Origin of the sequence: Pauljensenia sp. 20925_1_34, from assembly GCF_041432775.1 — a bacterium.
Classification (GTDB): domain Bacteria; phylum Actinomycetota; class Actinomycetes; order Actinomycetales; family Actinomycetaceae; genus Pauljensenia.
Genome location: NZ_JAPWAG010000012.1, coordinates 39,680 through 64,985 on the forward strand (window position 1 = coordinate 39,680; position 25,306 = coordinate 64,985).

Genomic DNA, 25,306 nt, shown 5'->3' on the forward strand with positions numbered 1-25,306 from the left:
GAATGCGGTGGCCTCGGCGGATGAGGAGAGTGTGTATTGCGCCGAGGCCACCGACAGTAGGGGCTCAGGCCGTGGCCGCGCGGGCCGCGTCGAAGCCGAGCTGCAGGTCGGCCAGGATGTCCTTGATGTTCTCCAGGCCGATCGACAGGCGCACCGTGCCCGGCGCGACGCCGGCCTTGGCCAGCTCCTCCTCGGTCAGCTGCGAGTGCGTCGTCGAGGCCGGGTGGATGACGAGGGACTTCGCGTCGCCGATGTTGGCAACCACCGGCAGGAGCTGCACGCCGTCCGCGAAAGCCCGGCCGGCCTCGTACCCGCCCTTGATGACGAAGGAGAGCAGGCCGCCCGTGCCCAGCGGCGCGTACTTCTTGCCCAGCTCGTAGTAGGGGGAGGACTCCAGGCCCGCGTAGTTGACGGACTCGACGTCCGGGTGTGCCTCCAGGAAGCGGGCGACCGCCAGCGCGTTGGAGACGTGGCGCTCGACGCGCAGTGACAGGGTCTCGATGCCCTGCGAAATAAGGAACGCGTTGAAGGGGGAGGTGACGGCGCCCAGGTCGCGGTTGATGAGCGTCTGGATGCGCAGCAGGAACGCCAGGTTCGCGCCCAGCGCGCTGCCCACGCCCATGTCACGGGCGTAGACGAGGCCGTGGTAGGACTCGTCCGGCGTGTTGTAGAGGGGGAAGCGCTCGGGCTGGGAGGCGAAGTCGAAGTTGCCCGAGTCGACGATCGCGCCCGCGATCGAGGTGCCGTGGCCGCCCAGGTACTTGGTAGCGGAGTGGACGACGATGTCGGCGCCCCACTCGATCGGGCGGACCAGGTAGGGGGTGGCGACCGTGTTGTCGACGATGAGGGGCACGCCGACCTCGTGGGCGAGGGCCGCGATGGGCTCGATGTCGAGGATGTCGCCCTGCGGGTTGGGGATGGTCTCGCCGAAGAAAGCGACGGTCTTGTCGTCGGCGAGTGCGCGCCAGGCCTCGGGGTCGAGCGGGTCGGACACGAAGCGGGTCTCGATGCCCAGGCGGCCCAGCGTGTTCTTCAGGAGGGTGACGCTGCCGCCGTACAGGGAGGGGGAGGCGACGATGTTGTTGCCGGCGACCGCCAGGGCCAGGATGGAGAGGGCGGTCGCGGACTGGCCGGAGGAGACGAGGAGGCCGCCGACGCCGCCCTCGAGGGCCGCGATGCGCGCGGCGACGCCATCGGTCGTCGGGTTTGTCAGGCGCGTGTAGATGGGGCCCGGGTCCTGGAGGGCGAAGCGGCTCGCGGCCTGCGCGGTGTTCTCGAAGGCGTAGGAGGAGGTCTGATAGATGGGTAGCGCGGTCGCGCCCGTGGCGGGGTCGAGGTTGTATCCGGCGTGAATCTGCTTGGTTTCGAAGGACCAGTCGTTGGCGGTCATCGTGCGGCTCCTGTTGTGAAGGGGGGTGGTGTCTCTGGTTCCCCTGTGGCGGGCCGCTTAGGCGGTGTTATGAACATGCGTCAAGGCGCGTCCCGCTCTCGGGGGACTGCGCGGCAGTCGCTTGTGCTGACGCGCAGTCAGCGGCACATTCGACGGTTCATGAGGTCCATTCTTTGTCATGGGCGAGGCCGTGGCTCGGCGGTCCCGGATGGTGGACTTTTGTGACGGGATGGGGGCGTGTTGAGACCGGGGCGCAAAATGTGATAGGGAGTACATCTTTGCGTCATCTAGGCCCAGGTTTTCTGGTAATTGTGCGGTAAGTGTGGGGCTGGTGGTGCAAATGGTGCGATTGTTGCGACTGTGAATCGTGTGGATGTTGGTGTGTTTGTTGCCAAGGGTGACGAAAGTGGATAGGCTTCTTCCTAGTACGCGCCCCCGGGCGTCCACCCACTCATGCACACGAGATGAGACGACGATGAGACAACGCGGAACAATCCGCACGGCCCTGACGGTGTTTGCCGCCAGTACCCTGCTGGTCCTGCCGCAGCTGGCGCAGGCGACTCCCTCTGAGGAAGAAATCGCAGCGGCGAAGGCGGCCGAAGAAGCCGCCTCGATGAGCGTCGCCGAAATTGAGGTCAAGCTCGCCGAGGTCAACGCGGCCGCGGCAACCGCCACCCAGAACGCCCAGATCGCCGGCGAAGACCTCAACGAAGCCCAGATCGAACTGGACGCGGCGACCGCGACTGCCACCCAGGCCTCGGCCGACGCTGACGCCGCCGAAAAGGCGTTCAATGACGGCAAGATGCAGGTCGCATCCGTCGCTCAGGCCACCTACCGCAACGGCGGCGGCTCCCTCGATGTCATCGCGCCCTACCTCAACTCCGACGGCCTGCGCGCCGTCGAAACCAAGCAGACCGGCATCAGCTCCTTCTCCACCTCCGCCGAGGTGAAGATGCAGAACGTTGCCGCCCTTGAACAGGTCGCCAAGGTGACGCGCGACGCGGCCAACACCGCCCGCGACAACCAGCAGAAGGCCACCGACGAAGTCCAGGCTCGCACCGACGCCGCCAACAAGGCCGCAACCGACGCGCAGAGCCAAGCGAACATCGTCGCCGCGCAGCGCGACGCCTACGTCAAGGAGCTGGCGGACAAGCAGGGCACGACCGTCGACCTGATCAACCAGCGCGAGGCTGCCCTCGCCGCCGAACGCAACGCCGCCGAGCGCGCCGCCGCCGAGCAGGCCTCCGCCGCGACCGCCGCCGCCGACGCCCAGAGCCGTGGCGACTCCGCCACCCCGGCACCCGCGGCCGATGCTGCTCCCGAGGCCCCGGCCTCGTCCCCCGCGAACGAAGCGCCCGCCGCGCCGGCCGCGTCGGCCGCGCCGACCGAGGAAGCGCCTGCGCCCGCCGCGCCGGCCGAGGAAGCGCCCGCGCCCGCGCCCGCGCCTGCCGAGGAAGCGCCCGCGCCCGCGCCTGCACCTGCGCCCACGTACGAGGAGCCTGCGTACGAAGAGCCCGTCTACGAGGAGCCTGCGTACGAGGAGCCCAGCTACTCCTATGGCGGCGCGTCCACCGCGATCGCGACGGCTATGACCTACCTGGGCGTGCCCTACGTGTGGGGCGGTGAATCCTACGGCGGCGTCGACTGCTCCGGCCTGACCATGCTCGCATGGGAGAGCGCGGGCGTGGACCTGCCGCACCTCTCGCGCGCGCAGTACGGCTACGGCACGCACGTGTCGCTGGGCGACATGGAGGCGGGTGACCTGATCTTCTGGTCCTCCGACGGCACCCAGTCCGGCATCTACCACGTCGCCATGTACCTGGGCGACGGCCAGATGATCGAAGCTCCCACCTTCGGCGTTCCCGTGCGCGTTACCGGCGTGTACAGCTGGGGATCGATCATGCCCTACGCAGTGAGGCTCTGAGTCGATTAGTTGTGAAACCGGGGGCCGCGCAGACTGTGTCTGCGCGGCCCCCGGCGTTTGGGTGTGGTCTGCGTGGCTGTGGATTGGGGCTTCTGTTCGGTCGTTCCTGTGATGATTGAGATGGTTTCCTAACAATGTCGCACGTAATTCCCTTGTGGCTATTTCAGGTTTTGAAATGTGATCGTTGGTATTCTGCGGTTTTCTCGGTACCTATTAAAGGTTAGGGTGACCAAATTACGTGCGACTTTTGGGAGGAGGGGCGTGGCCTGTGTGGGTGTGATCCGTTTCAGTGCGGTATCGTCCGCGTTCTTGTGTCTGTTGTGTGGGTGCTGTGGATTGGGGCTTCTGTTCGGTCGCTCCCGTGATGATTGAGATGGTTTCCTAACAATGTCGCACGTAATTCCCTCGTGGCTATTTCAGGTTTTGAAATGTGATCGTTGGTATTCTGCGGTTTTCTCGGTACCTATTAAAGGTTAGGGTGACCAAATTACGTGCGACTTTTGGGAGGAGGGGCGTATCTCGCCGTCGTTGTCGCCGTCGCCGCCGTCGCCGTCTCCTCTGACCCCGGCCTCGGCTAGCATGACACGCATGGAGAACTCAGCTGATCGCGACCGGCAGTCATCGCCTCGGAGTGGCAAGTCGATACCCACCGTGTTTACGAACGCTGAGAAGCGTGGGTTGCGCCTTTTTCTGGGGTTGATGGCGCTCGGCGTGTACTGGCTCATATGGCATTACCACCAGCGCGGGGAGTGGGGTCTGTTGTCGATGCGCACCCAGCTCGGTGGCCTGGTCTTCCCCGTGTTCGCCACGCTCCTGTGGCTGCCCATCGTGTGGGCGACGTTGCGCTGGTGGCTGCGCGACATGCTGCGCGCAGCGAAGGGGCCCTCGCGTGGGAAACATGCGAAAGAGCCTGCCCCGGGCCTGGCCCTGTTCTCCCTCGCGATAGTCGTCGGTATCCTCGCGGCGGTCGTCTACCCGTCGTGGCAGCAGCGTGTGGCGCTTGCTCAGGATTGGTGGCAGGGTCCTGTTCGTCATGACAACGTCAGGTGTGTGGTCAAGGGTGACTTGAGCTCCCTGTCCACGCTGAAGAGTCAGTCCTGGAAGTTCGCCGAGTTCGATCTGGTTGGGGAGGACGGGTATTCGCAGCACTTCATGTTGAAGTTCGCTGACCTTGACAGGGAGACCGACCGTATTGACAGCCCCTTCAACACGGTTGCGGACGTATGCGAGTTGCCGTGGACGACGATGACTGTGCGTGTCTACCCGCGCACGGGCATCATCGACGAGGCGTCGGTGAGCAAGTAGAGCAGGCGGAGCTTCGTGGGTGGTGCTCCTCGACGAGGCCGGGGTGCGGTATGAGGCTAAAGGCGTGGGGGGTACGATGGGGGTATGGCATCGATCGAGACAAGCCCCGACTCGGCCCGCTCAGACCTGTCTATGAAATATCTCTTCACTTCGAAGAACTTGACGCATCGTCAAAAGCTCTACAGGTGGGTCGTTATCGGCTGCTGGGTTGTGATGGGATATGCGTGCGTCGCCGTCATCGTCTTCAACGACGACTGGGGACAGTGGAGGTTCTACGGCGGGTTTGCCGCGATGGGGCTCCCGCTCCTGGTGCTCTTCTTCTCGTTGCGCTTCGTGTGGGCGTTGCTGCGGCGTCTGGTGCTAGTCGCTGTCGGGCGCGTCGGCTCCTCGCCTGCGGGAGGGCGGGCGCCGGGGAGTGTGGCTGGGCCGCTCCTGGGACTCGGGTTCATTGGGTGTGTCCTGTGGTTGGTCGGCTACATCTCGTTCATGTACCAGTGGTCCTATGTGGAGGATGCACGCCAGGGGAGTGTGCGTCATGAGAATGTCATCTGCCAGAACTTTCGCGTTGGGCGAAGTACTGGAAAGAACTCGCATGCGCAATATGTTTTTGACCTGGTGAGCGAGGATGGCTTCTCGTGGACCTACCGTATGCGCCGGTCCTCAATGGATGACAAGGTCGAGAAGGGCGAGGAGCCCTACGCCTCTGTCATGTCCACCTGTCGGGGCGAGACGAGCGGACTTGGGATTGTCGTCTATGAGCATTCGGGCATTATTACCGAGGCCTGGACGAATCAAGCGGGTGGGGGACACTGAGCGCTCGCGGGTCTTGTTGGCTGAGGGGGACAAGGGCTCAGCTGTTCTCACCATGAGCGTCGTGTGAAGAATGTATGGGGCAAAGGGCATGTTGTGTTGCCGGGGCGCGTTCCAGGCGTGGCATGTGGGTGTGAACAGATCAGGGGAGGCGTCATGTGGCCCGCCTCAACCTCAACGTCAGACGGTGGAGGGGTATGACTGGGATCGGGGGTGGCATCACCGGCCGTATAGGTGGGTACCTGGGCCCCGTGGTCTGCACTTTGAGTGCAAGGATGAGAGGTGCGGAGTTTTCGGTGGGGCTCGCGGTGGTCAGTATCAACACGGCACAACATGAGTCGCTACGTGCGACCTGTGCGACGCTCGCGGTGGGGCAGCGTCAATGGGGCCCAATTAATCCGCCCAACGCGCCCGGGGTTGTGGCGGGGAGTGGATGGGTCCTGTCAGTTCCGCGTTTGTTCTTGTGTGTTGGGGCGCTGCATCCGAACTGTAGGCAATGCACCTCTTCTGTTCGGGTGCGCCGCCGCGTAACGGGTGCAGTGCCCCTTATCGGGTGCAGTGCCCCCGTGCTTGTGGGGGTTGTGGGGGTTGTGGGGGTCTTCTGAGCTTGGGCTGTCTTCTGCTTGGGGCACTTCGTGGGGTCTTTGTGGCGTCTCATGTTGTGGTTCCTCAGAAATGTCGCACGTAATTCCCCGACAGGTATTTCAAACGTTGAAATCACATCGTTGGAATTCTGCGGTTTTCTCGATACCTATGAACAGTTAGGGTACCCAAATTACGTGCGAGTTTTGGTTGATGAGGCGCCGCCCGAGGGGCGCTGGAAGAGTTTGCGGCCAGCGACCTGGGAGCGCGCTACCCCCAAACGGCCCTGACCTGGCAGCGTGCATGGCAGTGTTTCGCGCCGTTCTTGGCGTTCCCGCCCATGTTGCGCCGCGTCGTGTACACCACCAATGCTATCGAATCGTTGAACTACCAGCTCCGTAAAATCACCAGGAACCGCGGGCATTTCCCCAGCGAAGAAGCCGCCGTCAAACTCTTGTGGCTGGGAATTTGCAACATCGAAGACAAACGCGCCGCCCAGCGCCTCACAGACGCTGGCAAACCCGCCAACAAACGAACAGGACACACCCGCCTCATCCAAGGGCACACCACCACCAACTGGAAACAAGCCCTCGCCCAACTCACCACCGCCTACCCCGACCGAATCACCCCCTACCTCTAACCCCTATACGCAGAAAAATTGACAGGCTCGGACCCGTTGAGGAACGTTGCACCCGTTGAGGAACGTTGCACCCGTTGAGGAGCGTTACACCCGATCAGAACGGGTGCAATGCTCACTGAAGGGGTGCACGTCCCCATCAACAACAAGCTTTATCGCGGATGCGCTTCCTAGGCAAAATGGACACCACGACTAGCCCATTCCATACACCGACGCTCCAGCCAACGCCGCATATCTGAGTCCCAAGCACCGGCCACGAGGCACATCCACGACGACGCAGCATCCATTCCGCCAAAGTGCAGACCCATTAAGCAAAAACAGCCAAATTTCGTGGAATTTTGGTGAATGGGTCTACGGTTTGGCGAAAGCCACCGCCTGGAACCACTACGCACACACCCATAAGCCCACACAGCCCGCTTCTAGCAACAGCTGACCACACTTTCACTTGTTCTAAGAGGCAGCGCACCCGATCCGTAGGCATTACACCCCTTCCGTTCGGGTGCAGCGCCACATAAGAGGTGCACCGCCACGTAACGGGTGCAGCGCCACATAACGGGTGCAGTGCCAGCTGCTTGCCCCCTGCACGCCAGTCCACACGCAACGGTGACGAGGGTCAGCTGCGCCTTCGCGAGGTCGATCATGTCCACCAATCCACACGCAACGGCGACGAGGCAGTCCTCCCCACTGTGCGACGCAGTCACCTCTGCACGCACCGACCACACTTTCACTTGTTCTAAGAGGCGGTGCACCCGATCCGTAGGCATTACACCCCTTCCGTTCGGGTGCAGCGCCACATAAGAGGTGCACCGCCACGTAACGGGTGCAGCGCCCCCGTGCTTGTCGGGGTTGTGGGGGTCTTCTGGGCTTGAGTTGTCTTCTGCTTGGGGCACTTCGTGGGGTCTTTGTGGCGTCTCATGTTGTGGTTCCTCAGAAATGTCGCACGTAATTCCCCGACATGTATTTCAAACGTTGAAATCACATCGTTGGAATTCTGCGGTTTTCTCGATACCTATGAAAAGTTAGGGTACCCAAATTACGTGCGACTTTTGGTTGATGAGGCGCCCCAGGCGAACTCCTGTGTTCGGTCGTCGTCCCACGACACTGCCCACGATCCCCGGGACAGCTCACCGAGCCGGATTAGCCGCACGGCACTTCAGGACGAACCCGCCCTCCTGACAACGCATCCCCACAGCCACCAAGCCCAGCTCCACCAACCCGCAATAGGCCGTCATATCCAGAGCAGGAAAGGTAGCTCACCCATGTCGGGGCCTCCCAGCGTTTGAAGTGTCGCAACCTCAATCATCGGGCAGGCCCCGACCCCATGCCAACACCACCCCCCACACCCCAAAATGCGAAGAGCCGCATTACCCCGCAGGCAACAAAAAGGTGGCCCCCGCTCGCGTGAGCGGGGGCCACAGTGCCCATGATGCAGAGACGGCGGGGCCGCGCGAACGTCCTGGTTCGCGCGGCCCCGCCGTGAGGTGTGGTGGCGGCTCAGTGCTCGCCTTCGTGCTCCTTGAGGCGCTCGTAGGAGCGGCGAATCTCGGCCTCCGCTTCTTCGCGGCCGACCCAGTGCGCGCCCTCGACGCTCTTGCCGGGCTCGAGGTCCTTGTAGACCTCGAAGAAGTGCTGGATTTCGAGGCGGTGGAACTCGGAGACGTCGTCGATCTCGGTGCGCCACGACGCGCGCTGATCGGATGCGGGAACGCATAGGACCTTGTCGTCGCCGCCCTTTTCATCGCGCATGCGGAACATGCCGAGCGCGCGGCAGCGGATCACGCAGCCGGGGAAGGTGGGTTCTTCGAGGAGCACCAGCGCGTCCAGGGGGTCGCCGTCTTCGCCCAGGGTGTCGTCAATGAACCCATAGTCGTCCGGGTAGCGGGTTGAGGTGAAGAGCATTCGATCCAGGCGGATGCGTCCCGTCTCGTGATCGATCTCGTACTTGTTTCGATTTCCCTTGGGAATCTCGATGGTGACATCAAACTCCATGTTCAAGCCTTCCGTGAATCAGCCCCAAAGTTCGGGGTCCGGTTGGTTGTGTGGGTGCTTGGACGGGTACTGTAGCTACCTAGGTAACCACGAAGGGATATCCATGCATCGCACGTCTATGGGGCCAATTGTAAGCGCTACCGCTGCACTTGTGGCGGCTGTCGCCTTTTTGAGCGCTGGTTGCGCTCCGGCGGGTCCCTCTCCTTCTGCAGCTCCGACCGCCGCTCCGGTGGAGGCTGCGACTGCTTCTGTGCCCGCCCAGGCGGCTGGCAATCCGGTGACTGAGGCGCAGGTGGAGCAGCTGTGGCGCCCTGTTGCGGGTGGGGCGGCCACTGGTGAGTACACCGCGTGGGGTGTTGTCGTGGATGCTCAGACGGGCGAGATTCTGCTCGATGAGGACGCGGCGATTGGCCATACGCCTGCATCTACCACGAAGACGCTGGCTGCTTTTTCGGCGCTGACGCATTTGGATCCCACGGACACGCTCGAGACGAGCGCGCAGCTGAGCGGCGACGAGCGCACCCTGTACCTCGACTCGGAGGGTGATCTGCTTCTCGGCGCGGGCGCGTCCGACGAGACTGATGTGTCGGGTCGGGCTGGTCTGGGGACCCTCGCGGCGAACACGGCGAGCGCCCTTGCCGACCGTGGTATTACATCTGTCACGTTGAACTGGCGTGGGACTCTCTTCGAGGGGGCCACGCACCTGCCGTCGTGGGACGCGCAGGAGGTCGGCGGCTACGAGGGGCACGTTGGCCCGATGGCGATTGATGCCGGGCGTACCTCTCCGGGCGCGTTCGACTTCCACGCGGATGCCCCCGGTTATGTCGCCCAGGTTTTCGCTCAGGCCCTGACCTCCGCGGGCGTCGCCGTGACGATGGGCCAGGCTGGTGAACCTCCGGCGGGTGCGCAGACAGTGGCGTCGGTGTCTTCGGCGACGATGGGCGATCAGCTGCGTTGGATGCTGGCACACTCCGATAACACGCTCGCGGATCAGTATTGTCGTCTCGCGGCGGGTGCTGCGGGGCAGCCCACGACCTACGCGGGTGCGATCGCCACGATCAAGGCTGACCTGCTCCAGGCGGGTATCCCCACGAGCGGCATGATCCTCGAGGACTGCTCGGGTCTGTCCACCAACGACAAGCTCAGTGCCAACACGCTGGTTGGCGTCCTGAAGGCGTCGTATGCGGCGCGGGGTAACCAGGCGGAACTGATTCGTCTCCTGCCGTGGGCGGGACTGGTGGGCACGCTTTCGCAGCGTATGCTCGATGAGCCGGCGGTCGGCAATGTTCAGGCCAAAACGGGTGCGCTTCAGGGTGTGACGGCGCTGTCGGGCTCGGTGAAGACGAAGAGCGGCCGGGTACTCCTGGTGGTCGTGGGGCATGACCTGGTTGAGGGCGGTGCGCTGCCCACACGCTGGCGCCTGGACAGCTTCGAGGAAGGGCTCGCCGAGCTAGACTAAGTGCATGGATATGCCGTTTGGTCCGCGCGACGTCGCGGGAGTTCTCGCTTCGATGTCCTACGCTGGCCCCTCGGCCTCGCGTGTGGGAGCCTCCGCTGTGGTGGCGCGCCTGCGCCGTTCGGCGGTGTGGTCGGAGCGCTGGCTTGCTGAGCTGTCCACCCTGCCCGAGGCCTCGGCGACCGTGGCAGCCTCGCGCACGCTTGTCGTTGATCGTCGTGGGTTGATTCGCCGGGTTGGGGCGATCCTGGATCGTTTTGAGGACACGCGCACGCCGCTGGTGCTCGCGGCCGAGGCCGTGGTGCTGCGGGCGCTGGCCAAGAGTGCGACCGGCATCTGGGATGTCGCCTCCGGGTGCAGCGTGCTGGTGGCGCCCAACGTGCTGGCGGATGCGCAGCGCTACGCGCTGGATCAGACGGATTGGTGTCGCTGGGTGTCCCTGTGCACGAGCCTGCGAGGCGTGCATTTGACGCACGCGCCTCATCTGGTGCCCTATATCGCTGATCTGGTGCGAGCTCTGCCTGAGCGTAGCGACGAGCTGGTGCGCATCGTGTTGCTGCTGGATGCGCTGCCCACCGCCGAGATGGAGGTTTTGACTCCGCGTGACCTGCCCTCGATTCACTGGCTACGCACGCACCGTGCGCAGGCGGGTGGCGTTGGTCTGGTGCGCGCCTGTGCGGCGGCGGGTATGCCGCTGTCCGGGGTTGAGTTGATGCAGGCTCAGACGGAGGGTTTTGCGCGCACAGTTGTGCGCGAGGGTGCGATCGCGACCCTGCTGTCCGGCGTCGAGGCTTTGCCTACGGCTCGTGAGTACGCCGAGCCGGCGGCGTGGCTGGCGCGTGTGCGCTGACGCCTCCCGCCTCGTGGGCGTGAATCCGCGGGGTAGTGTGCGGGCGTGTTCGCTCGCGGTGCGCGCCTGTCTGCGTTCGTTCATCGACGAGGCCGGGGTGCCTTCCGCGTTCGTCGTGGGCTTGTCGGGTGGTGCGGATTCGCTGGCGCTGGCCCTGACCGCGATTGATGTGGCGTCGCGCGCGGGTGTCGATGTGGTGACGGTGACGGTCGATCATGGCCTGCGGGCCGGTAGTGCGCAGGAGGCTCGCCGCGTCGCGGATCTGGCCGGCCGCCTGGGTGCGCGCGCGCTGACCGTCGCGGTGAGCGTCGATGGACCGGGAGGTCCCGAGGCCTCGGCCCGCGAGGCGCGTATTGCCGCCCTGCGTGAGGTGGCCCTGCGCGAGGGTGGGCCCGTGTTGCTGGGGCACACGATGGAGGACCAAGCTGAGACGGTGCTGCTGCGCTTGGCGCGCGGCTCGGGCCCCTCGTCGTTGCGCGCGATTGCGCCGATTCGACGCGACGAGGATGGGGTGACGTGGCTGCGCCCCCTGCTGGGCCTGCGCCGTGCCGATACGGCGGGCGCGTGCGAGCAGGTGGGGCTGACCCCCGTCGAGGACCCTACGAACGCGATCGACGGGCCGTGGCGCGCCGCGGACGGTAGTGCCCTGCGGCGCAGCGCTGTTCGTTACGGTGCGATCCCCGCGCTGGCCGATGCCCTCGGGATGGATCCTGTGCCCGCCTTGGCCCGTACGGCCGCCCTGTGCGCCGCCGACGATGATGCCCTGAATGGCTGGGCGCGCGCCCTCGTCGCAGGTGCACGCGAACGGGCCGTGAGCGGGGCCGACGCTGCTGCGCGCGCGGCGGACGGGTCCGACGGGATGGCTCGCGGGACGTTGCGCGACCGTGCTCAGGATGTCGCGGGCGAGGCGGGAGCTGAGGCGGGGGAGTGGGCCTCGTCCCTGGCGGTGGCCGACGTGGTCGGCGCTCCCCGAGCCGTGCGCACCCGAGCGCTGCGCGAGGCGGCACGCCGCGGGGGAATCCGGGCGCTGGCGGGAGCACACGTGGACGCCCTCGATGACCTGGTTGTTGCCTGGCGCGGCCAAGGGCCGATTCCCCTGCCCGGGGGTGCCGCGAAGCGTGTCGGTCGCGGTGCCCGAGCCCTCATCGTCTTCGCGCCGCACGAACCCGCCTGACCCCGCTTACTTGCCGCCGTACCCCGTCAGCCCGGCCCGCAGCCCCCGCCCCGCACCCGCGACGCTCGTCCCGCTGCCAGCTACGGCCTCGTGACGACGCGCATCCCGCGAGAATGCTTGTCGGCTGAGGCCAGGGGCTCGCGCGGCGGGATTGTGGCCCCTTCGGCGGCGCGAGAGGGCGTCGCGCCGGACAGCGTCGTTGCGCTCACAGTGAGAATAGATGCCTTCTACGCACAAACACGCCGTTTTATGGCACGCTTATAGTGCAACCGCTCGCGGAGCACCGATACGAAAAGAGGACACGGTGGACGCCACCGACATGGGTAATGATCTGAAGGAAATCCTCGTGACCGCCGAGGACATGGACCGTAGGCTCGGCGAGATGGCCGAGGCGATCGACCGCGATTACGCCGGCCAGGAACTGCTCATCGTCGGCGTCCTGCGCGGTGCCGTCATGGTCATGGCAGACCTGTCCCGCAAGCTGCACACGCCCCTCGAAATGGACTGGATGGCCGTCTCCTCCTACGGGTCGGGCACCAAGAGCTCGGGCGTCGTGCGTATCCTCAAGGACCTCGATCAGGACGTCGCCGGACGCCACGTTCTGATCGTCGAGGACATCATCGACTCCGGCCTGACCCTGTCCTGGCTTCAGGCGAACCTGATCGGGCGAGGCGCGGCCTCCGTCAACATCGCGACCGCGCTGCGCAAGCCCGCAGCGGCGAAGGTGGGCATCGACGTGGCCTACGTCGGTTTCGACATTCCCGACGAGTTCGTCGTCGGCTACGGCCTGGATTACGCGGAAAAGTATCGTAACCTGCCCTTCGTGGGAACGTTGCAGCCGCACGTTTACTCCAACTGAGACTATTTGAACCTGTAAGGGACTCACGTGAACGACAAGACGAAGACTAAGCGCCCGAGCTGGGGCTGGGTGACGATCCCCCTCGTCATCCTGCTCGTTGGCGGATGGTTCCTCTGGCAAGCGTTCCAGCCTCGTTCGATTACGACGTCCGAGGGTATGGCGCTCATCTCGGGGACCACGGTCGAGAAGGTTGTCCTCAACGAGGGCACCCAGCAGGTGAACCTGACGCTGACCGAGGATTACACGCACCAGAGCACCGGAGCGGGCGACCCCACGGCGAACCTGGGTAAGGACGTCTACTTCACGTACTCCTACGTTCAGACGAAGGATATTCTGGACACGGTCGCCGAGCAGGCTCCCGCCAAGGGCTGGAACGCGGTGCGTCCCCAGTCCAGCGCGCTGGGCGCGATGTTCCAGCTGATCGTTCCGCTGCTGGTCCTCATGGGCGCGTTCTACTTCATCATGCGGTCCATGTCGGGCTCGCGCATGATGGGCGGCTTCACGGCCTCGCGCGCCAAGGAGTTCAACCAGGAGCGCCCGGACGTGACCTTCGCGGACGTCGCCGGTGAGGACGAGGCCGTGGAGGAGCTCGAGGAGATCCGCGAGTTCCTGGCGTCCCCCGATAAGTTCCACAAGGTGGGCGCGCGTATCCCGCGTGGTGTCCTGCTCTACGGTCCTCCCGGAACGGGTAAGACCCTGCTGGCCAAGGCCGTCGCCGGCGAGGCCAAGGCCCCCTTCTTCTCGATCTCCGGCTCGGAGTTCATGGAGCTGTACGTCGGCGTGGGTGCCTCCCGCGTGCGTGAGCTCTTCGAGCGCGCGAAGAAGAACGCGCCGGCCATCATCTTCGTCGACGAGATCGACGCCGTGGGTCGCCACCGCGGCAGCGGCATTGGCGGCGGCAACGACGAGCGCGAGCAGACCCTGAACCAGCTCCTCGTCGAGATGGACGGCTTCGACGAGCGCGCCAACATCATCCTGATCGCGGCGACCAACCGCCCCGACATCCTCGACCCGGCGCTGCTGCGCCCGGGCCGCTTCGACCGCCAGATCGCCGTCGAGGCCCCGGACCTGAAGGGCCGCGAGGCCATCCTGAAGGTGCACGCGCAGGGCAAGCCCCTCACGCAGCAGGTGGACCTGCGTCAGATCGCCAAGCGCACACCCGGCTTCACGGGCGCGGACCTGGCGAACGTCCTCAACGAGGCCGCGCTGCTCACCGCGCGCTCCAACATGCAGTTCATCGACGAGCGCGCCATCGACGAGGCCATCGACCGCGTCATCGCGGGCCCCCAGAAGCGCACCCGCGTCATGAACGACCACGACAAGGCCGTGACCGCCTACCACGAGGCCGGCCACGCCCTGGCCGCCGCCGCACTGAACTACACGGACCCGGTCACGAAGGTGACGATCCTGCCGCGCGGCCGCGCCCTGGGCTACACGATGGTCATGCCCACCGAGGACCGCTTCAACAAGACCCGCAACCAGCTCCTCGACGACCTGGTGTACGGCATGGGCGGGCGCGTCGCCGAAGAGATCGTGTTCCGCGATCCCTCCACCGGCCCCGCCAACGACATCCAGCAGGCCACGAAGACGGCCCGCGCGATGGTCACCGACTACGGCATGAGCGACCGCATCGGCATGGTCAAGCTCGGCGACGCCGACACCGAGGCTTTCGGCCATGGAAGCGGCGAGGGCCCGCGCGCCTTCTCCGACGAGACGGCCGCGATCATCGACGAGGAGGTCCGCCGCCTCCTGGACAACGCGATGCGCGAGGCCTGGACGATCCTCACGAACAACCGCGGCGTCCTCGACACGCTGGCCTCCCGACTCCTGGAGGAGGAAACCCTCGACGAGGCGCAGCTGGCGGAGATCTTCAAGGACGTCGTCAAGGCGCCCGAGCGCCCCGTGTGGAACTACCAGTCCGACGCGGCCGTCCCCGGCGCCCTCATGGGCAACCCGGTCGGCGTGAACTCCGCCGAGTCCTCGGCGACCGACGCCGTTGCGGCCCGCGACCTGGACACACCGGCTAACGAGAACGAGGAGCAGGCGTGACCTACGATGCCGCAGGCGTGGAGAAGGCCTCACGCGACCTTTTGGTCGCGATCGGTGAGGACCCGCAGCGCGAGGGCCTGATCGGCACCCCCGACCGCATGGCGCGCGCGTGGCGCGAGATGTGCTCCGGCCTGTTCGAGGACCCCCGCGAGCACCTACGCACGCAGTTCCACGCGGGCACCGACGAGCTGGTCCTGGTCCGCGACATCACCTTCCACTCGGTGTGCGAACACCACCTGCTGCCCTTCTACGGCCGCGCGCACGTGGGCTACATCCCGCGCGGCGGTGTCGTCACGGGCCTGTCGAAGCTCGCGCGCCTCGTCGAGGGCTACGCGCGGCGCCCCCAGGTGCAGGAGCGCCTGACCGCGCAGATCGCCGACGCCATCGACGAGGTCCTGGAGCCCCAGGGGGTCATCGTCGTTATCGAGGCCGAGCACATGTGCATGTCGATGCGCGGCATCTCCAAGCCGGGCTCGTCGACCGTGACCAGCGCGCTGCGAGGCATCATGAGCGACGGTGCGACCCGCGCCGAGATGATGGCCCTCGTCCTGTCGGGGAGCCGCTGACATGTCCGCCCTTCCCCTGCCCCCCGCCCCGGCCTCGTCCCCGGTTCCGTCTCCTCCGGCGCTGCCGGGCGGTCTGAGCCTGCCGACCGGGCGCGCGGCGATCATGGGCATCCTCAACGTCACGCCCGACTCGTTTTCCGACGGGGGCCGCTACGTGGATCCCGCCGCTGCCCTCGAACATGCCCGTGCGATGGTGGAGGCCGGCGCTGACATTGTGGACGTGGGCGGGGAGTCGACGCGACCGAACTCGACGCGCATCAGTGCCGAGGAGGAGTGGGCGCGCATCGGCGCGATCGTGTCCGCGCTGGCGGGCGACGGCATCATCGTGTCCGTGGACACGCTGCACGCGTCGACGGCCCGCGCGGCGGCCGAAGCGGGAGCGGCGATTATCAACGACGTAAGCGGCGGGCGCTGGGATCCGCAGATGAACGCGGCGGTGGCTGCCTCGGGATGCGCCTACGTCGTCCAGCACTACCGCGCGCTGCCCGGCATGCCGGGGGAGCACTTCGACTACGGCGAGGATCTTGTGGGCACGCTCATCGAGCGCGTGACCCACCAGGTCCGGGATGCTCTTGATACGGGTGTGACACCTGATAAAATTGTAATCGACCCGGGCCTCGGCTTTTCGCTCACGAACGACCAGTGCTGGCAGATCCTCGCCGAACTGCCGCGCCTGACCACCTGTGGGTACCCTGTACTCATCGGAGCGTCGCGTAAGCGTTTCGTCAAGGCCCTCGGAGGCGACGTCGACACCGACAGCGCAGCCATCGCCGCCCACGCCGTCACCAGCGGCGCGTGGGCTGTGCGGGTCCACGACGTAGCGGCCACCGCGGCCGCCATCGCCTGAAAGGAGAACGACGGTGAGTAGCCGACGCGTCATCATCGCCCTCAAAGGTCTGGGGGCGCTGGCAAACCACGGCGTCTACGACTTCGAGCGCACCCAGGAACAGCGTTTCAGTGCCGACGTCGTCATGTGGATCGAGACTGCGGGTACCACCGACGACATTGCCGCGACCGTCTCCTACGCCGACATCGCCGACGAGACCATGGCGGTCCTGACCGGCAACCCCGTCGACCTCATCGAGACCCTGGCCGAAACCATCGCCTCGCGCGTCATGAGCCACGAGGGCGTGGTCGGCACCGAGGTCACCGTCCACAAGCCGGACGCGCCCATCAACCATCCCTTCGCCGACGTGTCCGTCACCGTGCGCCGCGGCGAGACTGACGCCATGCCTCTGTCCCTGTCCCTCAAGGGTATCTACGAGGCCGAGGACGGCTCCGTGCTCACGGGCGAAATCGAGGCATACGGCCGCGCCCAGGCACCCAGCCCCGCGCAGCAGAAGAAGGCTGCGCCCACGCGCAAGCGCCGCGGCGAACACGCAGCGCCCGCCCGCCCCGAAGACATCTCCCGCCCCGCACACCTGCGCGCCCGCCGCGTCGTCCTGGCCATCGGCGGCAACCTGGGCGACGTGCCCGTCACCCTCATGCACACCGTCGAGGCGCTGTCCTACATGGAGGGCTTCCAGATCGAGGACGTCTCCCCGATCATGCGCACCAAGCCGGTGCTCGCCCCCGGCCAGGCACCCCAGCCCGACTACTGGAACGCCGTCGTCGTCGGCTCCGCCATCGCAACCCCCGACGAGCTCTTCGCCCAGACCAGCCGCATCGAGCGCGAGCTGGGCCGCGAACGCCACGAACGCTGGGGCGCGCGTAGCATCGACATCGACATCATTCAGGTGGAAGGCCTGGCCTCCTCCGACCCGGTCCTCACCCTCCCGCACCCGCGCGCCAAGGAACGCGCCTTCGTGCTGGCACCCTGGCTGCTGTGCGACCCCAACGCGGTCCTCGAGGGCGTGGGACGCGTCTGCGACCTGCTCGCCACCACCCCCGACCGCGAGGGCATCATCGACGCCGTCGACGACTGGCTCGAAGACCCCTCCGCCGTCATCGCCGACTCCGACCAGCTCATCGCCCAGCGCAACGCCCAGGCCAACGCCGACATGCGCGAGCTCCTCGAGACGCTGACCGGCGAAATCAGCCACCTCGGCGACCTCAGCGCGCCCATCGGCGAGCCGCCGGCGGCCCCGAGCACCGTCGTCGAAGGCTCCGTCGTTGACGGTTCCATCGTCGAGCCCACACACGCGACGGACGAGGCACCCGCGCCCGCGTCGGAGGGCGCCGACGACGCCGAATCAGACGAGGCCCCGGTTGACGCCGACATCGCGACCCCCGTGCGCGGCGAACACGCGCTCACGGACACGTGGTCGGGCACGTGGGGTCGCCTGGACTCCGCCGACACCGCCGCATCCGGCGCGCCGGTCGAGGACAGCATTGACTCCGAGGCATCCCTGGGCGAGGACTCTCTGGGCGAGGACTCCCTGGGCGAGGACTCTCTGGGCGAGGACTCCGTCCCGCCCGTCCCCCAGCCCGACACACCCGCCCAGCTCGCCGCCCGCGCAGCTCATGCGTCCGCCCGCCAGGACGACGCGAACGATGCGCGTGAGTCCATTGGCGTGCGCGACTCGGTCGGCGCACGCGACGAATCCGGCCAGGGGCCGCGCGCCGACGCCCCGCACACCGCGCCCGCTCCCGGTGACGACGCGCCCACCCAGCCTCGCGACACCCAGCCCGCCGCCCCCGACAGCGGGGACGCGCAGGAGGCCAAGGCCTCGTCCAGGCCCGCGTGGCACCCCGTGTCCTCCGTGCCCGCGGACTCCCCGGCCGGACGGATGACCCGCAAGATTGGTTCGGGCAACTACACGCCGACCGGCGACGAAAAGCCGCGCTGGGCGCCCGTCTTCCACGAAAAGCGCGCGCAATCGCGCACCGAAATCAAGCTGCCCGACTGGAACTTCTCGGTGGGCGCCGCCCACGACGTGCGCGTCGTCGACGACCGGAGCGGGCTCGGCCGCGAGGAAGAGCCGCCCAAGGCGACCGTCCACGCCGACGGACGATCCACGATCCTGGCGCCCGGCCTGCCCGACAACACGCCCGTGGGTCCCATCCCCGAGGAAGAAGCTACCCACACCGGCATCCTGCGTCGAGTCGTCGTGCGTCCCACGATGACCGGAGCAATCCCAGTCGTCAAGAGGCGTTAAATGAAACCGCTGGCGATCACTTGGGTGCTGCTGGTCGGCGTCGTGAGCGCTGCACTGAGCTTTCTGGGCTTTTTCGCGCACATGCGCACCGGCGGCACACCCATGATCGTCACGCCCGGCCCCGGAGTGGTGTTCGCCGTGGCCACTGCCATCCTGATCTGGTCCGGCATGGCCGTGCGGCGCCTGCGCGCCGGTAAAGACACGTGGATCGACGCGATCGGCGCGATGCGCGTCGCCGTGTTCGCGCGCACGTCCGCGCTGGTGGGCGCGGGTCTGGTCGGCGTGCTCATCGGCGTCATGGGCGTGTCCCTGACGCAGCTTGAGGCCGCCCCTATGGTGTCGAATGCGATTGCCTCGGGTGTCAGCTCGGTCATTGGCGTCGTCTGGGTCATCGTGGCACTCGTCGTCGAACGCTGGTGCATCATCAATCCCGACGACGACACATCCGGCTCCAATAAGCGCAACGCCGCCGCCTGACCTTCACGCGCGGGGCGGCTTGTAGCTCCGAATGTGCCGGGCCTTCCGAGAGTTAGCAGCGCGCTCGCGCCCCGGCCCGGTATCGTTGAGACGTGGCCGACCAGCGTAAGAATTCCCCCAGGCGATCCTCCTCCCGCCGCAGCGCGTCGGGAGGCACCTCCGGGCGCGCGCCAGACCGCACGTCGCGCGCAGCATCGGGTGCACGAACGACGGCGAGCGGCAAGACGGCGCAGGGCCGCACAGCGGCCTCAGGTGCCGCACAGGCTCGCTCCGCACGCGGCGCATCCCGGCCCAGGCCTCGCTCGTCGGGCGGGGGCAAGCGCCCGCCCGTGAACCTGTGGCCTCGCCGCATCATCACGGGCCTGGGCCTCATTCTGGTTCTCGCGCTGATCGTCTGGGGCGTCGTCGCCCTGGTGCGCGCGATCGCCGGTGCGCTCACCCCCGACCCGGTTCCGCAGTCGGCCCCGCAGTCGGTGCAGTCGGGGACGGTCGACGCCTCGGGCTACACGCTTAAGGGCGGCCAGGAAGTCACCGCCGACGGCCTACTCACGAACGGCACGTCGATCGAGATTCCCGCCTGCCTCGAAAAGGACATCGCTGTGACCTCACAGGCCTCCGAGGCGAGCGCAGGGTCGACCATGTACGTGCAGGTGACGCTCGAAAACCGCGGCGCGGTCGCGTGCGCGACGTCGCTGTCGGATTACACCTTGCAGGTCTCTACGGGCGGCCAACAGGTCTACGATTCGGCGCGCTGCGAGGTCGATGAGGAGGATTCCAAGACGCTGCTGCTGCGTCCGAGCTCCACGTGGTCCGGGTGGCTCAGCTGGGACGGCCACGTGTACGCGGATGGTTGCACGACGCCTGCGGGTGGTGCCAGCGTGGCAGCGGTCGGCACCTACAAGATCGCTGTCCAGCACGGCACTCGTGAAGTGGGGTCGGCCGTCGCAGACGTGACGCCCGCTCCCGTCCCGCAGTCGGGTGCCCAGTCGGGCGCGCAGTCCGGGGCACAGTCCGGCGCCCAGTCGGGGGCTTCGCGGACTCGTTGACGAGGCCGGGGCAGCGTGCGATGCACCTGTCCTGTGCCGGTTTGTCGGGGCCGTCGGTGGCCGCGCGGGTCCTGCTGGTTGCTGGCTGCTTTACCAGCCGACGACGCCCGCGCCGACGGCCTGGGCCTGGTGGGCCAGGTTTTCGGCGATGAGCTGGGCGCGGTAGTGTCCGACGCCGTCGATGACTTCGATGTCGGCGACGGATGCGGCACGCAGCTGGGGCAGGGTCGTGAAGTGCTCGGAGACGGCCTTGATGGCGTTCCACGACAGGTGGGGGACCAGGGACAGGGCGCGCACGCCTCGCGGCATGATTTCGCGGTCGAGGTCGGCGACCTCGTACACGTCCAGGCCCAGGATGTTCGCGATGGCGGTCAGGTCGACGATGCGCTCCGAGCCCAGGGAGGACAGTTCGGCCTCGACGCGGGCGACGTCCGCGGGGTCAGCGATGTAGTCGCGCATGACGAGGGCGCGCTCGGAGGCAGAGCCGCGCACCAGGTCCTCAACCTGTAGCGCGAGGAGTCGGCCCTCGGAACCCAGTTCCTCGAGGTATTCGGTGATTTCGGAGGTGATGCGGCGGATCATTTCCATGCGCTGCATGACGGTCGCGACGTCGCGCACGGTCGCGCTGTCGCGCATCTCGAGGATCGTCAGGGTCTGGAGGACTTCGTCCAGGCGCTGGCTGTATCGATCGAGGGTGTCCACGGCCAGGTTGGCGCGCGACAGGAGAGCCTCAGGTTCTTCAACGAGGCGGTGTTCGGTTCCCACGTAGATGGAGATCATGCGCATCGATGCCGACAGGGACAGGACAGGCAGGTGAGTCTGGCGGGCGGTGCGCTGAGCGGTGCGGTGGCGCATGCCGGACTCGTCGGTGGGGATCATGGGGTCGGGAAAGAGCTGGACGTTGGCCTTACGGATGCGCCACAGGTCGGGGTCGATGATGACGGCGCCGTCCATCTTGCACAGCTCGCGTAGGCGAGCGGCCGTGAAAGCAACGTCGAGGTCGAAGCCGCCCGAGCACATGGCCTGAACCTCGGGGGTGTAACCCAGAACGATGAGAGCGCCCGTGTGGGAGCGCTGGATTCGTTCCAGTCCCTCGCGTAAAGGGGTGCCAGGCGCGACTGCGCGCAGTGCTTCTCGAAGGATCGCTGCGTCGGACGTCAAAGTGCTTCCCTCCCGAATGAGTAGGTTCGCCCTCTATTATTGCGAGTCTGTGGGAAAAGCGACGCGAATCGCCGTCGCTAAATCAGAGACAGTGAACACGGTGATGCCCTCGACGCGGGCGAGGTCCTCGCTGCCTTGAGCGGGGACGATGGCCGCTGAGAAGCCCAGGCGGGCGGCTTCGGCCAGTCGGCGCTGTGTGCCCGTGCAGGCGCGCACCTCTCCGGTGAGGGAGATTTCCCCGACCGCGACGAGGTTGGGGCGCGGGGGAGTGCCTTTGAGTGAGGACACGATGGAGATGGCCATCGCCAGGTCGATGGCGGGCTCGACGGTGCGCGCTCCGCCCACGGTCGACACGTACACGTCGGCCCCCGAAGTGTCGGCGCCGATGCGCGCCTGGAGGACCGCCAGGATCATGGCGACGCGCGCGTGGTCCACGCCCGAGGTGGTGCGCCGGGGCGATCCCCCGGAGGAGGGGGCGACCAGCGACTGAATCTCGGTGGGCAGCGGGCGGCGTCCTTCCAGTGACACCGTGGCGCACGTGCCGGGCACGCCGCGCGTCGTGCGCGACAGGAAGAGCCCGGAGGGGTCGGCCAGCCCGTAGATCCCCGAGTCGGTGAGCTCGAAGCACCCAACCTCGTCGGTGGGTCCGTAGCGGTTCTTCACGGCGCGCAGCAGGCGCAGGCGCGAGTGACGGTCGCCCTCGAACTGGCAGACGACGTCCACGAGGTGTTCGAGGACGCGCGGGCCCGCGATACCGCCGTCCTTCGTCACATGCCCGACCAGGAGGGTTGGCAGGTCGGATTCCTTGGCGACACGGATGAGCGAGGCAGCGACCGCCCGCACCTGGGCGACGCCGCCCGCCCCGCCCTCGACCTGGGCGGAGGAGATCGTCTGCACAGAGTCGACGATGAGCAGGGACGGAGCCGAGGCCTCGACGTGACCAAGGACAACACCCAGCTCCGTTTCATCCGCGATGAGCAGGTTGGGTTCAAGGGCCCCGATGCGTTCGGCCCGCCCGCGCACCTGCGCCGCCGACTCCTCGCCCGTCACGTACAGGACGGGACCGCGCCCGCCCTCGGCCGCCGTGCGCGCGGCCTTCGCGGCCACATCCAGGAGCAGCGTCGATTTGCCGACGCCGGGTTCGCCAGCCAGGAGGATCACCGCGCCGGGCACGATGCCGCCGCCGAGCACGCGGTCCAGCTCGCCCACTCCCGTCGACCGCGACGAAGCGCGCTCCCCGTCCACGTCACCGATGGGCAGCGCAGGCCGACGCGGGGTGGTTGCGGCCGCGCGCGGGCCGCCCGAGGCCTGACCCGCCTGGTCGACCGTGCCCCACGCCCCGCACTCGCGGCACTGGCCCACCCACTTCGGGGAGGTCCACCCGCACTCGGAGCAACGGTAGGTGATCTTCTCTTTCGCCATGACCCCACGGTAACCCGGCCCGCCCTCATCTGCGGTTCGCCCGCGCGGGACGAGGCCGGGGCACGGACGCGCGGGATGGGCCGTCGTATGCGCGCGCTGGGTTGAGAGCCTACGGGCGGTTCGCGAAATACTCGAGCAGGTGGGAGTCACCCGACACGATGATCTCGTCGTCAGAGTTGATGCGCGTCGTAGAGTTTGCGTACTCGAAGCGCTGCTTGGGGCGTCGAACTGCCACGACGTTGACACCGTAGCGTCCGCGCAGGTCCAGCTCTTCGAGGGAGAAACCGTGCACTTCCTTGGGGGGACGCAGCTTCATGATGGAAAAGCCGTCCTTTTCCATTTCGATGTAGTCGACCATGCGTCCGCCTACCAGGTGCGCGGTGCGCTTGCCCGCATCCAGGTCAGGGTAGACCACGTGATGGGCACCCACGCGTCGCAGGATGCGCCCGTGCTGGGAGGACGTCGCCTTGACCCAAATGGAGGAAATGCCCATATCCACCAGGTTCGCGGTGATCAACACGGCGGCCTCCAGGGAAGAGCCCACGCCGACGACGGCGCTACGGAACTCGCGCGCCCCCAGTTGCTCCAGCGCATCCTTGGACGTGGCGTCGGCCTCGACCAGGGGGAAGCGGCCCGCGAAGGCTTGCACGCGTGCGGGGTTCTTTTCGACGGCCAGGATCTCGTAGCCCAGCTGGTCTTGCGTCACCGCAACGGCGGACCCGAAACGGCCCAGACCAATGACCAGTGTGCCTGACTGGAGTTCCTTGGAGTCACGTTCTTCTGCCATGCCTCCATTCTTCCCCTCCCGTCCCCCGAGCGCGAACGGTGCGGCGCCTCGTCGCCTATTCCGCCGCGCGAGGAGTCAGGAGACGGCAGCGAACGCGTGAACAGTCGTGCGTGTCTTCGTGTCGACCGGCGTTAGTGACGGCATGCTTGCTGAGCGGCGATAAGAAGTTTTCAAGGTGGTAGACCTTCGTGTGCTGGAGAGGATAAACTTAACGTTAAACCGAGAGGTGCTCCTCAGGGAGTTCCCCTTTCGTCCTATGTCAGTGCCGGTTGACAGAAGTGAGGTCGCGCAGTGGTCGATACAACGAATTATGACAAGCTCAAGAATCTGATTGATATGCCGCGTCAGCCCTTGGGGGCCGAAGACATGACCGAGAATACGCAGGTCGGGGAAGCCCACGGCAAGGTTGATTCGGCCCATAGCAACGCGCAAGCGTTCATCTCCGATGAGACTGTGGGAACATCGCAGACTCGTGCGGGTGCGAACTCATGGATGTCTTCCTATATTGGAGACGTCAATAAACACCTGGGTAAAATCAAGTCGACCAAGGTGCACAATCTGACGGTGCGCGAAAGCATGCACACTCAGGCTGAGAAGGGCAGGGAGCTGAGTCCCGTTCTGCTGAGCGAGTCGGACATTGCGGAGAGTAAGAGGACGCCTCCGCTGACTCTCACTTCCGATGATGGAAAGGTCGTTGAGTACGTGACTCCCGAGGCGTACCTCACCGCCTTGGAAGAGCAGAAGAACGCGAAACGAGAGGCGGCGGCCAAAGAAATCCTGGCTCAGATCGACAAAGAAGCATACGCGGAGGAGGGTAGTATCTTCGTTCCGAAGGAGGATTACGTCCCAGGGCCGTGGCAACCTCAACCCGATCCCGGCCCTACGCCCCCGGCTCCGAGTCCGGCGTCTTCTGGTGGGAGTCGTGGTCTTGTTCCGACGGTTCGTAGTGGCACGGGTGCGGGTGGTGGTGAGTGGACGTCTCCTGCTCCGGGGGAGCTTGGGAGTGCGTCGAATCCGATTAGTGATCCGGCTGATTTGGCTCGTTATGATTTGACGACGACGCCGGTGAATCAGCGGATGACGCCGAATGGTCCTGTGGGTGGGCATATGCCTGCTGATGTGTTGAATGTGAATGATCCGGCGTGGCGTGCTGTTCCTTCTGCCGCGGGTGGTGGTGCGCGTATTGCTGGTGGTGTGTTGGTGGCTGGTTCTGCTGCTGGTGCTGCTGGTGCGGCGTTGTCTTATGGTGGTGGTTTTGCTGGGATTGGTGGGCTTGCTTCGGGTGCGTCTGGTTCTGCGTTGCGTGCTGTTGCTCCTGCCGGTGGTGTGTTGCGTCCTTCTGCGCTTCCTGGTGGGGGTGTAGCTGGGGCTGTTGGTGGTGCTGGCCGCGGCGGTGGTGTTGGTGTGGTTGGTCGTGGTGGTGTGGCGCCGGTGGGTTCTGGCGGTGCTGGTTCTGCTGGTGGTCGTGGTGCGACTGGTGGTGTCGCTGGTCGTGGTGGTGTGAGCGCTGCGGGTCGTGGTGCTTCCGGTGCTGGTGTGGTTGGTCGCGGTGGTGTGGCGCCGGTGGGTTCTGGTGCCTCTGGTACTGCTGGCGGTCGTGGCACTTCCGGTACTGGTGCGGTTGGTCGCGGTGGTGTGGCGCCGGTGGGTTCTGGCGGTGTTGGTACTGCTGGCGGTCGTGGCGGTGTCGCTGGTGGTCGTGCTACTTCCGGTGTTACTGCGGT

The 25,306-nt window shown here is 66.3% G+C and carries 22 protein-coding genes and 1 pseudogene; 17 read left to right on the top strand and 6 right to left on the bottom strand.

Annotated elements, in window-relative coordinates; all coding sequences use genetic code 11:
• Positions 1-64: 64 nt before the first annotated feature.
• Positions 65-1,390 (bottom strand): O-acetylhomoserine aminocarboxypropyltransferase/cysteine synthase family protein, encoded by a 1,326-nt coding sequence (locus O3669_RS06265; RefSeq protein WP_371524053.1) that lies wholly within the window; start codon positions 1,388-1,390, stop codon positions 65-67.
• A gap of 475 nt (positions 1,391-1,865) precedes the next feature.
• Between O3669_RS06265 and O3669_RS06270 the strand changes: the two genes are divergently transcribed.
• The 4 genes and pseudogenes from O3669_RS06270 to O3669_RS06285 form a co-directional block, all read left to right on the top strand.
• Complete coding sequence (locus tag O3669_RS06270; RefSeq protein WP_371524054.1) at positions 1,866-3,314, top strand: NlpC/P60 family protein; 1,449 nt, start codon at positions 1,866-1,868, stop codon at positions 3,312-3,314.
• Positions 3,315-3,992: 678 nt separating this feature from the next.
• Positions 3,993-4,619 carry a hypothetical protein gene (locus O3669_RS06275; protein ID WP_295966506.1) on the top strand — a complete coding sequence of 209 codons (627 nt, stop codon included), beginning with the start codon at positions 3,993-3,995 and terminating at the stop codon, positions 4,617-4,619.
• Between the two features lie 84 nt (positions 4,620-4,703).
• The gene (locus O3669_RS06280) at positions 4,704-5,432 is read left to right on the top strand and encodes a hypothetical protein (protein WP_314769574.1); all 729 of its coding nucleotides are present in this window, start codon (positions 4,704-4,706) and stop codon (positions 5,430-5,432) included.
• 802 nt (positions 5,433-6,234) lie between these two features.
• A pseudogene (locus tag O3669_RS06285) lies at positions 6,235-6,651 on the top strand (transposase); the annotation flags it as partial.
• Between the two features lie 1,491 nt (positions 6,652-8,142).
• Here O3669_RS06285 and O3669_RS06290 read toward each other — a convergent pair.
• Entirely contained in the window at positions 8,143-8,637 is a 495-nt protein-coding gene (locus tag O3669_RS06290; protein ID WP_009056664.1) for an inorganic diphosphatase, read from the bottom strand.
• Positions 8,638-8,755: 118 nt separating this feature from the next.
• On the opposite strand from O3669_RS06290, the gene dacB reads away from it, so the two are divergent.
• From dacB to tilS, 3 genes are read left to right on the top strand one after another with little or no spacing between them, the layout of a single operon-like run.
• Positions 8,756-10,096 (top strand): D-alanyl-D-alanine carboxypeptidase/D-alanyl-D-alanine-endopeptidase, encoded by a 1,341-nt coding sequence (gene dacB, locus O3669_RS06295; RefSeq protein WP_371524063.1) that lies wholly within the window; start codon positions 8,756-8,758, stop codon positions 10,094-10,096.
• Positions 10,097-10,100: 4 nt separating this feature from the next.
• The gene (locus O3669_RS06300; protein ID WP_371524055.1) at positions 10,101-10,943 is read left to right on the top strand and encodes a hypothetical protein; all 843 of its coding nucleotides are present in this window, start codon (positions 10,101-10,103) and stop codon (positions 10,941-10,943) included.
• Positions 10,900-12,117 (top strand): tRNA lysidine(34) synthetase TilS, encoded by a 1,218-nt coding sequence (gene tilS / locus O3669_RS06305; protein ID WP_371524056.1) that lies wholly within the window; start codon positions 10,900-10,902, stop codon positions 12,115-12,117. Before O3669_RS06300 ends, tilS begins: the two co-directional genes overlap by 44 nt.
• 80 nt (positions 12,118-12,197) lie before the next feature.
• Here the strand turns inward: tilS and O3669_RS06310 are convergent, their stop codons facing one another.
• Positions 12,198-12,326, bottom strand: coding sequence for a hypothetical protein (locus O3669_RS06310; protein ID WP_314769581.1), 129 nt, complete (start codon positions 12,324-12,326; stop codon positions 12,198-12,200).
• A 95-nt stretch (positions 12,327-12,421) separates the two neighbouring features.
• On the opposite strand from O3669_RS06310, the gene hpt reads away from it, so the two are divergent.
• The 7 genes from hpt (at position 12,422) to O3669_RS06345 (ending at position 20,212) form a co-directional block, all read left to right on the top strand.
• Positions 12,422-12,976, top strand: coding sequence for a hypoxanthine phosphoribosyltransferase (hpt, locus tag O3669_RS06315; RefSeq protein ID WP_295968466.1), 555 nt, complete (start codon positions 12,422-12,424; stop codon positions 12,974-12,976).
• Positions 12,977-13,003: 27 nt separating this feature from the next.
• Positions 13,004-15,025, top strand: a complete 2,022-nt coding sequence (gene ftsH, locus O3669_RS06320) for an ATP-dependent zinc metalloprotease FtsH (protein ID WP_314769583.1) — start codon at positions 13,004-13,006, stop codon at positions 15,023-15,025.
• On the top strand, positions 15,022-15,591 hold the full coding sequence (folE, locus tag O3669_RS06325) for a GTP cyclohydrolase I FolE (protein WP_295921420.1): 570 nt from the start codon (positions 15,022-15,024) through the stop codon (positions 15,589-15,591). Before ftsH ends, folE begins: the two co-directional genes overlap by 4 nt.
• A gap of 1 nt (position 15,592) precedes the next feature.
• The gene (folP, locus tag O3669_RS06330) at positions 15,593-16,438 is read left to right on the top strand and encodes a dihydropteroate synthase (RefSeq protein ID WP_371524057.1); all 846 of its coding nucleotides are present in this window, start codon (positions 15,593-15,595) and stop codon (positions 16,436-16,438) included.
• A 13-nt stretch (positions 16,439-16,451) separates the two neighbouring features.
• A complete protein-coding gene (gene folK / locus O3669_RS06335; protein ID WP_371524058.1) occupies positions 16,452-18,689 on the top strand; it encodes a 2-amino-4-hydroxy-6-hydroxymethyldihydropteridine diphosphokinase in 2,238 nt (745 codons plus the stop codon).
• Complete coding sequence (locus O3669_RS06340) at positions 18,690-19,166, top strand: DUF3180 domain-containing protein (protein WP_295921127.1); 477 nt, start codon at positions 18,690-18,692, stop codon at positions 19,164-19,166.
• A 92-nt stretch (positions 19,167-19,258) separates the two neighbouring features.
• A complete protein-coding gene (locus O3669_RS06345) occupies positions 19,259-20,212 on the top strand; it encodes a hypothetical protein (RefSeq protein ID WP_295921124.1) in 954 nt (317 codons plus the stop codon).
• 90 nt (positions 20,213-20,302) lie between these two features.
• On the opposite strand, the gene disA is transcribed toward O3669_RS06345, so the two are convergent.
• From disA to O3669_RS06360, 3 genes are all read right to left on the bottom strand, one after another.
• The gene (gene disA, locus O3669_RS06350; RefSeq protein ID WP_295921120.1) at positions 20,303-21,373 is read right to left on the bottom strand and encodes a DNA integrity scanning diadenylate cyclase DisA; all 1,071 of its coding nucleotides are present in this window, start codon (positions 21,371-21,373) and stop codon (positions 20,303-20,305) included.
• Positions 21,374-21,409: 36 nt separating this feature from the next.
• Positions 21,410-22,795 carry a DNA repair protein RadA gene (gene radA, locus O3669_RS06355; protein ID WP_295921117.1) on the bottom strand — a complete coding sequence of 462 codons (1,386 nt, stop codon included), beginning with the start codon at positions 22,793-22,795 and terminating at the stop codon, positions 21,410-21,412.
• 109 nt (positions 22,796-22,904) lie between these two features.
• Positions 22,905-23,582 (bottom strand): TrkA family potassium uptake protein, encoded by a 678-nt coding sequence (locus O3669_RS06360; protein ID WP_295921112.1) that lies wholly within the window; start codon positions 23,580-23,582, stop codon positions 22,905-22,907.
• A 1,147-nt stretch (positions 23,583-24,729) separates the two neighbouring features.
• On the opposite strand from O3669_RS06360, the gene O3669_RS06365 reads away from it, so the two are divergent.
• The 3 genes from O3669_RS06365 to O3669_RS06375 all read left to right on the top strand — a co-directional run.
• On the top strand, positions 24,730-24,945 hold the full coding sequence (locus O3669_RS06365) for a hypothetical protein (RefSeq protein ID WP_371524060.1): 216 nt from the start codon (positions 24,730-24,732) through the stop codon (positions 24,943-24,945).
• A gap of 9 nt (positions 24,946-24,954) precedes the next feature.
• Positions 24,955-25,086, top strand: coding sequence for a hypothetical protein (locus O3669_RS06370; protein ID WP_371524061.1), 132 nt, complete (start codon positions 24,955-24,957; stop codon positions 25,084-25,086).
• Between the two features lie 24 nt (positions 25,087-25,110).
• Positions 25,111-25,306 (top strand): hypothetical protein (locus O3669_RS06375; RefSeq protein ID WP_371524062.1); only part of this gene is annotated, 196 nt, incomplete at its 3' end.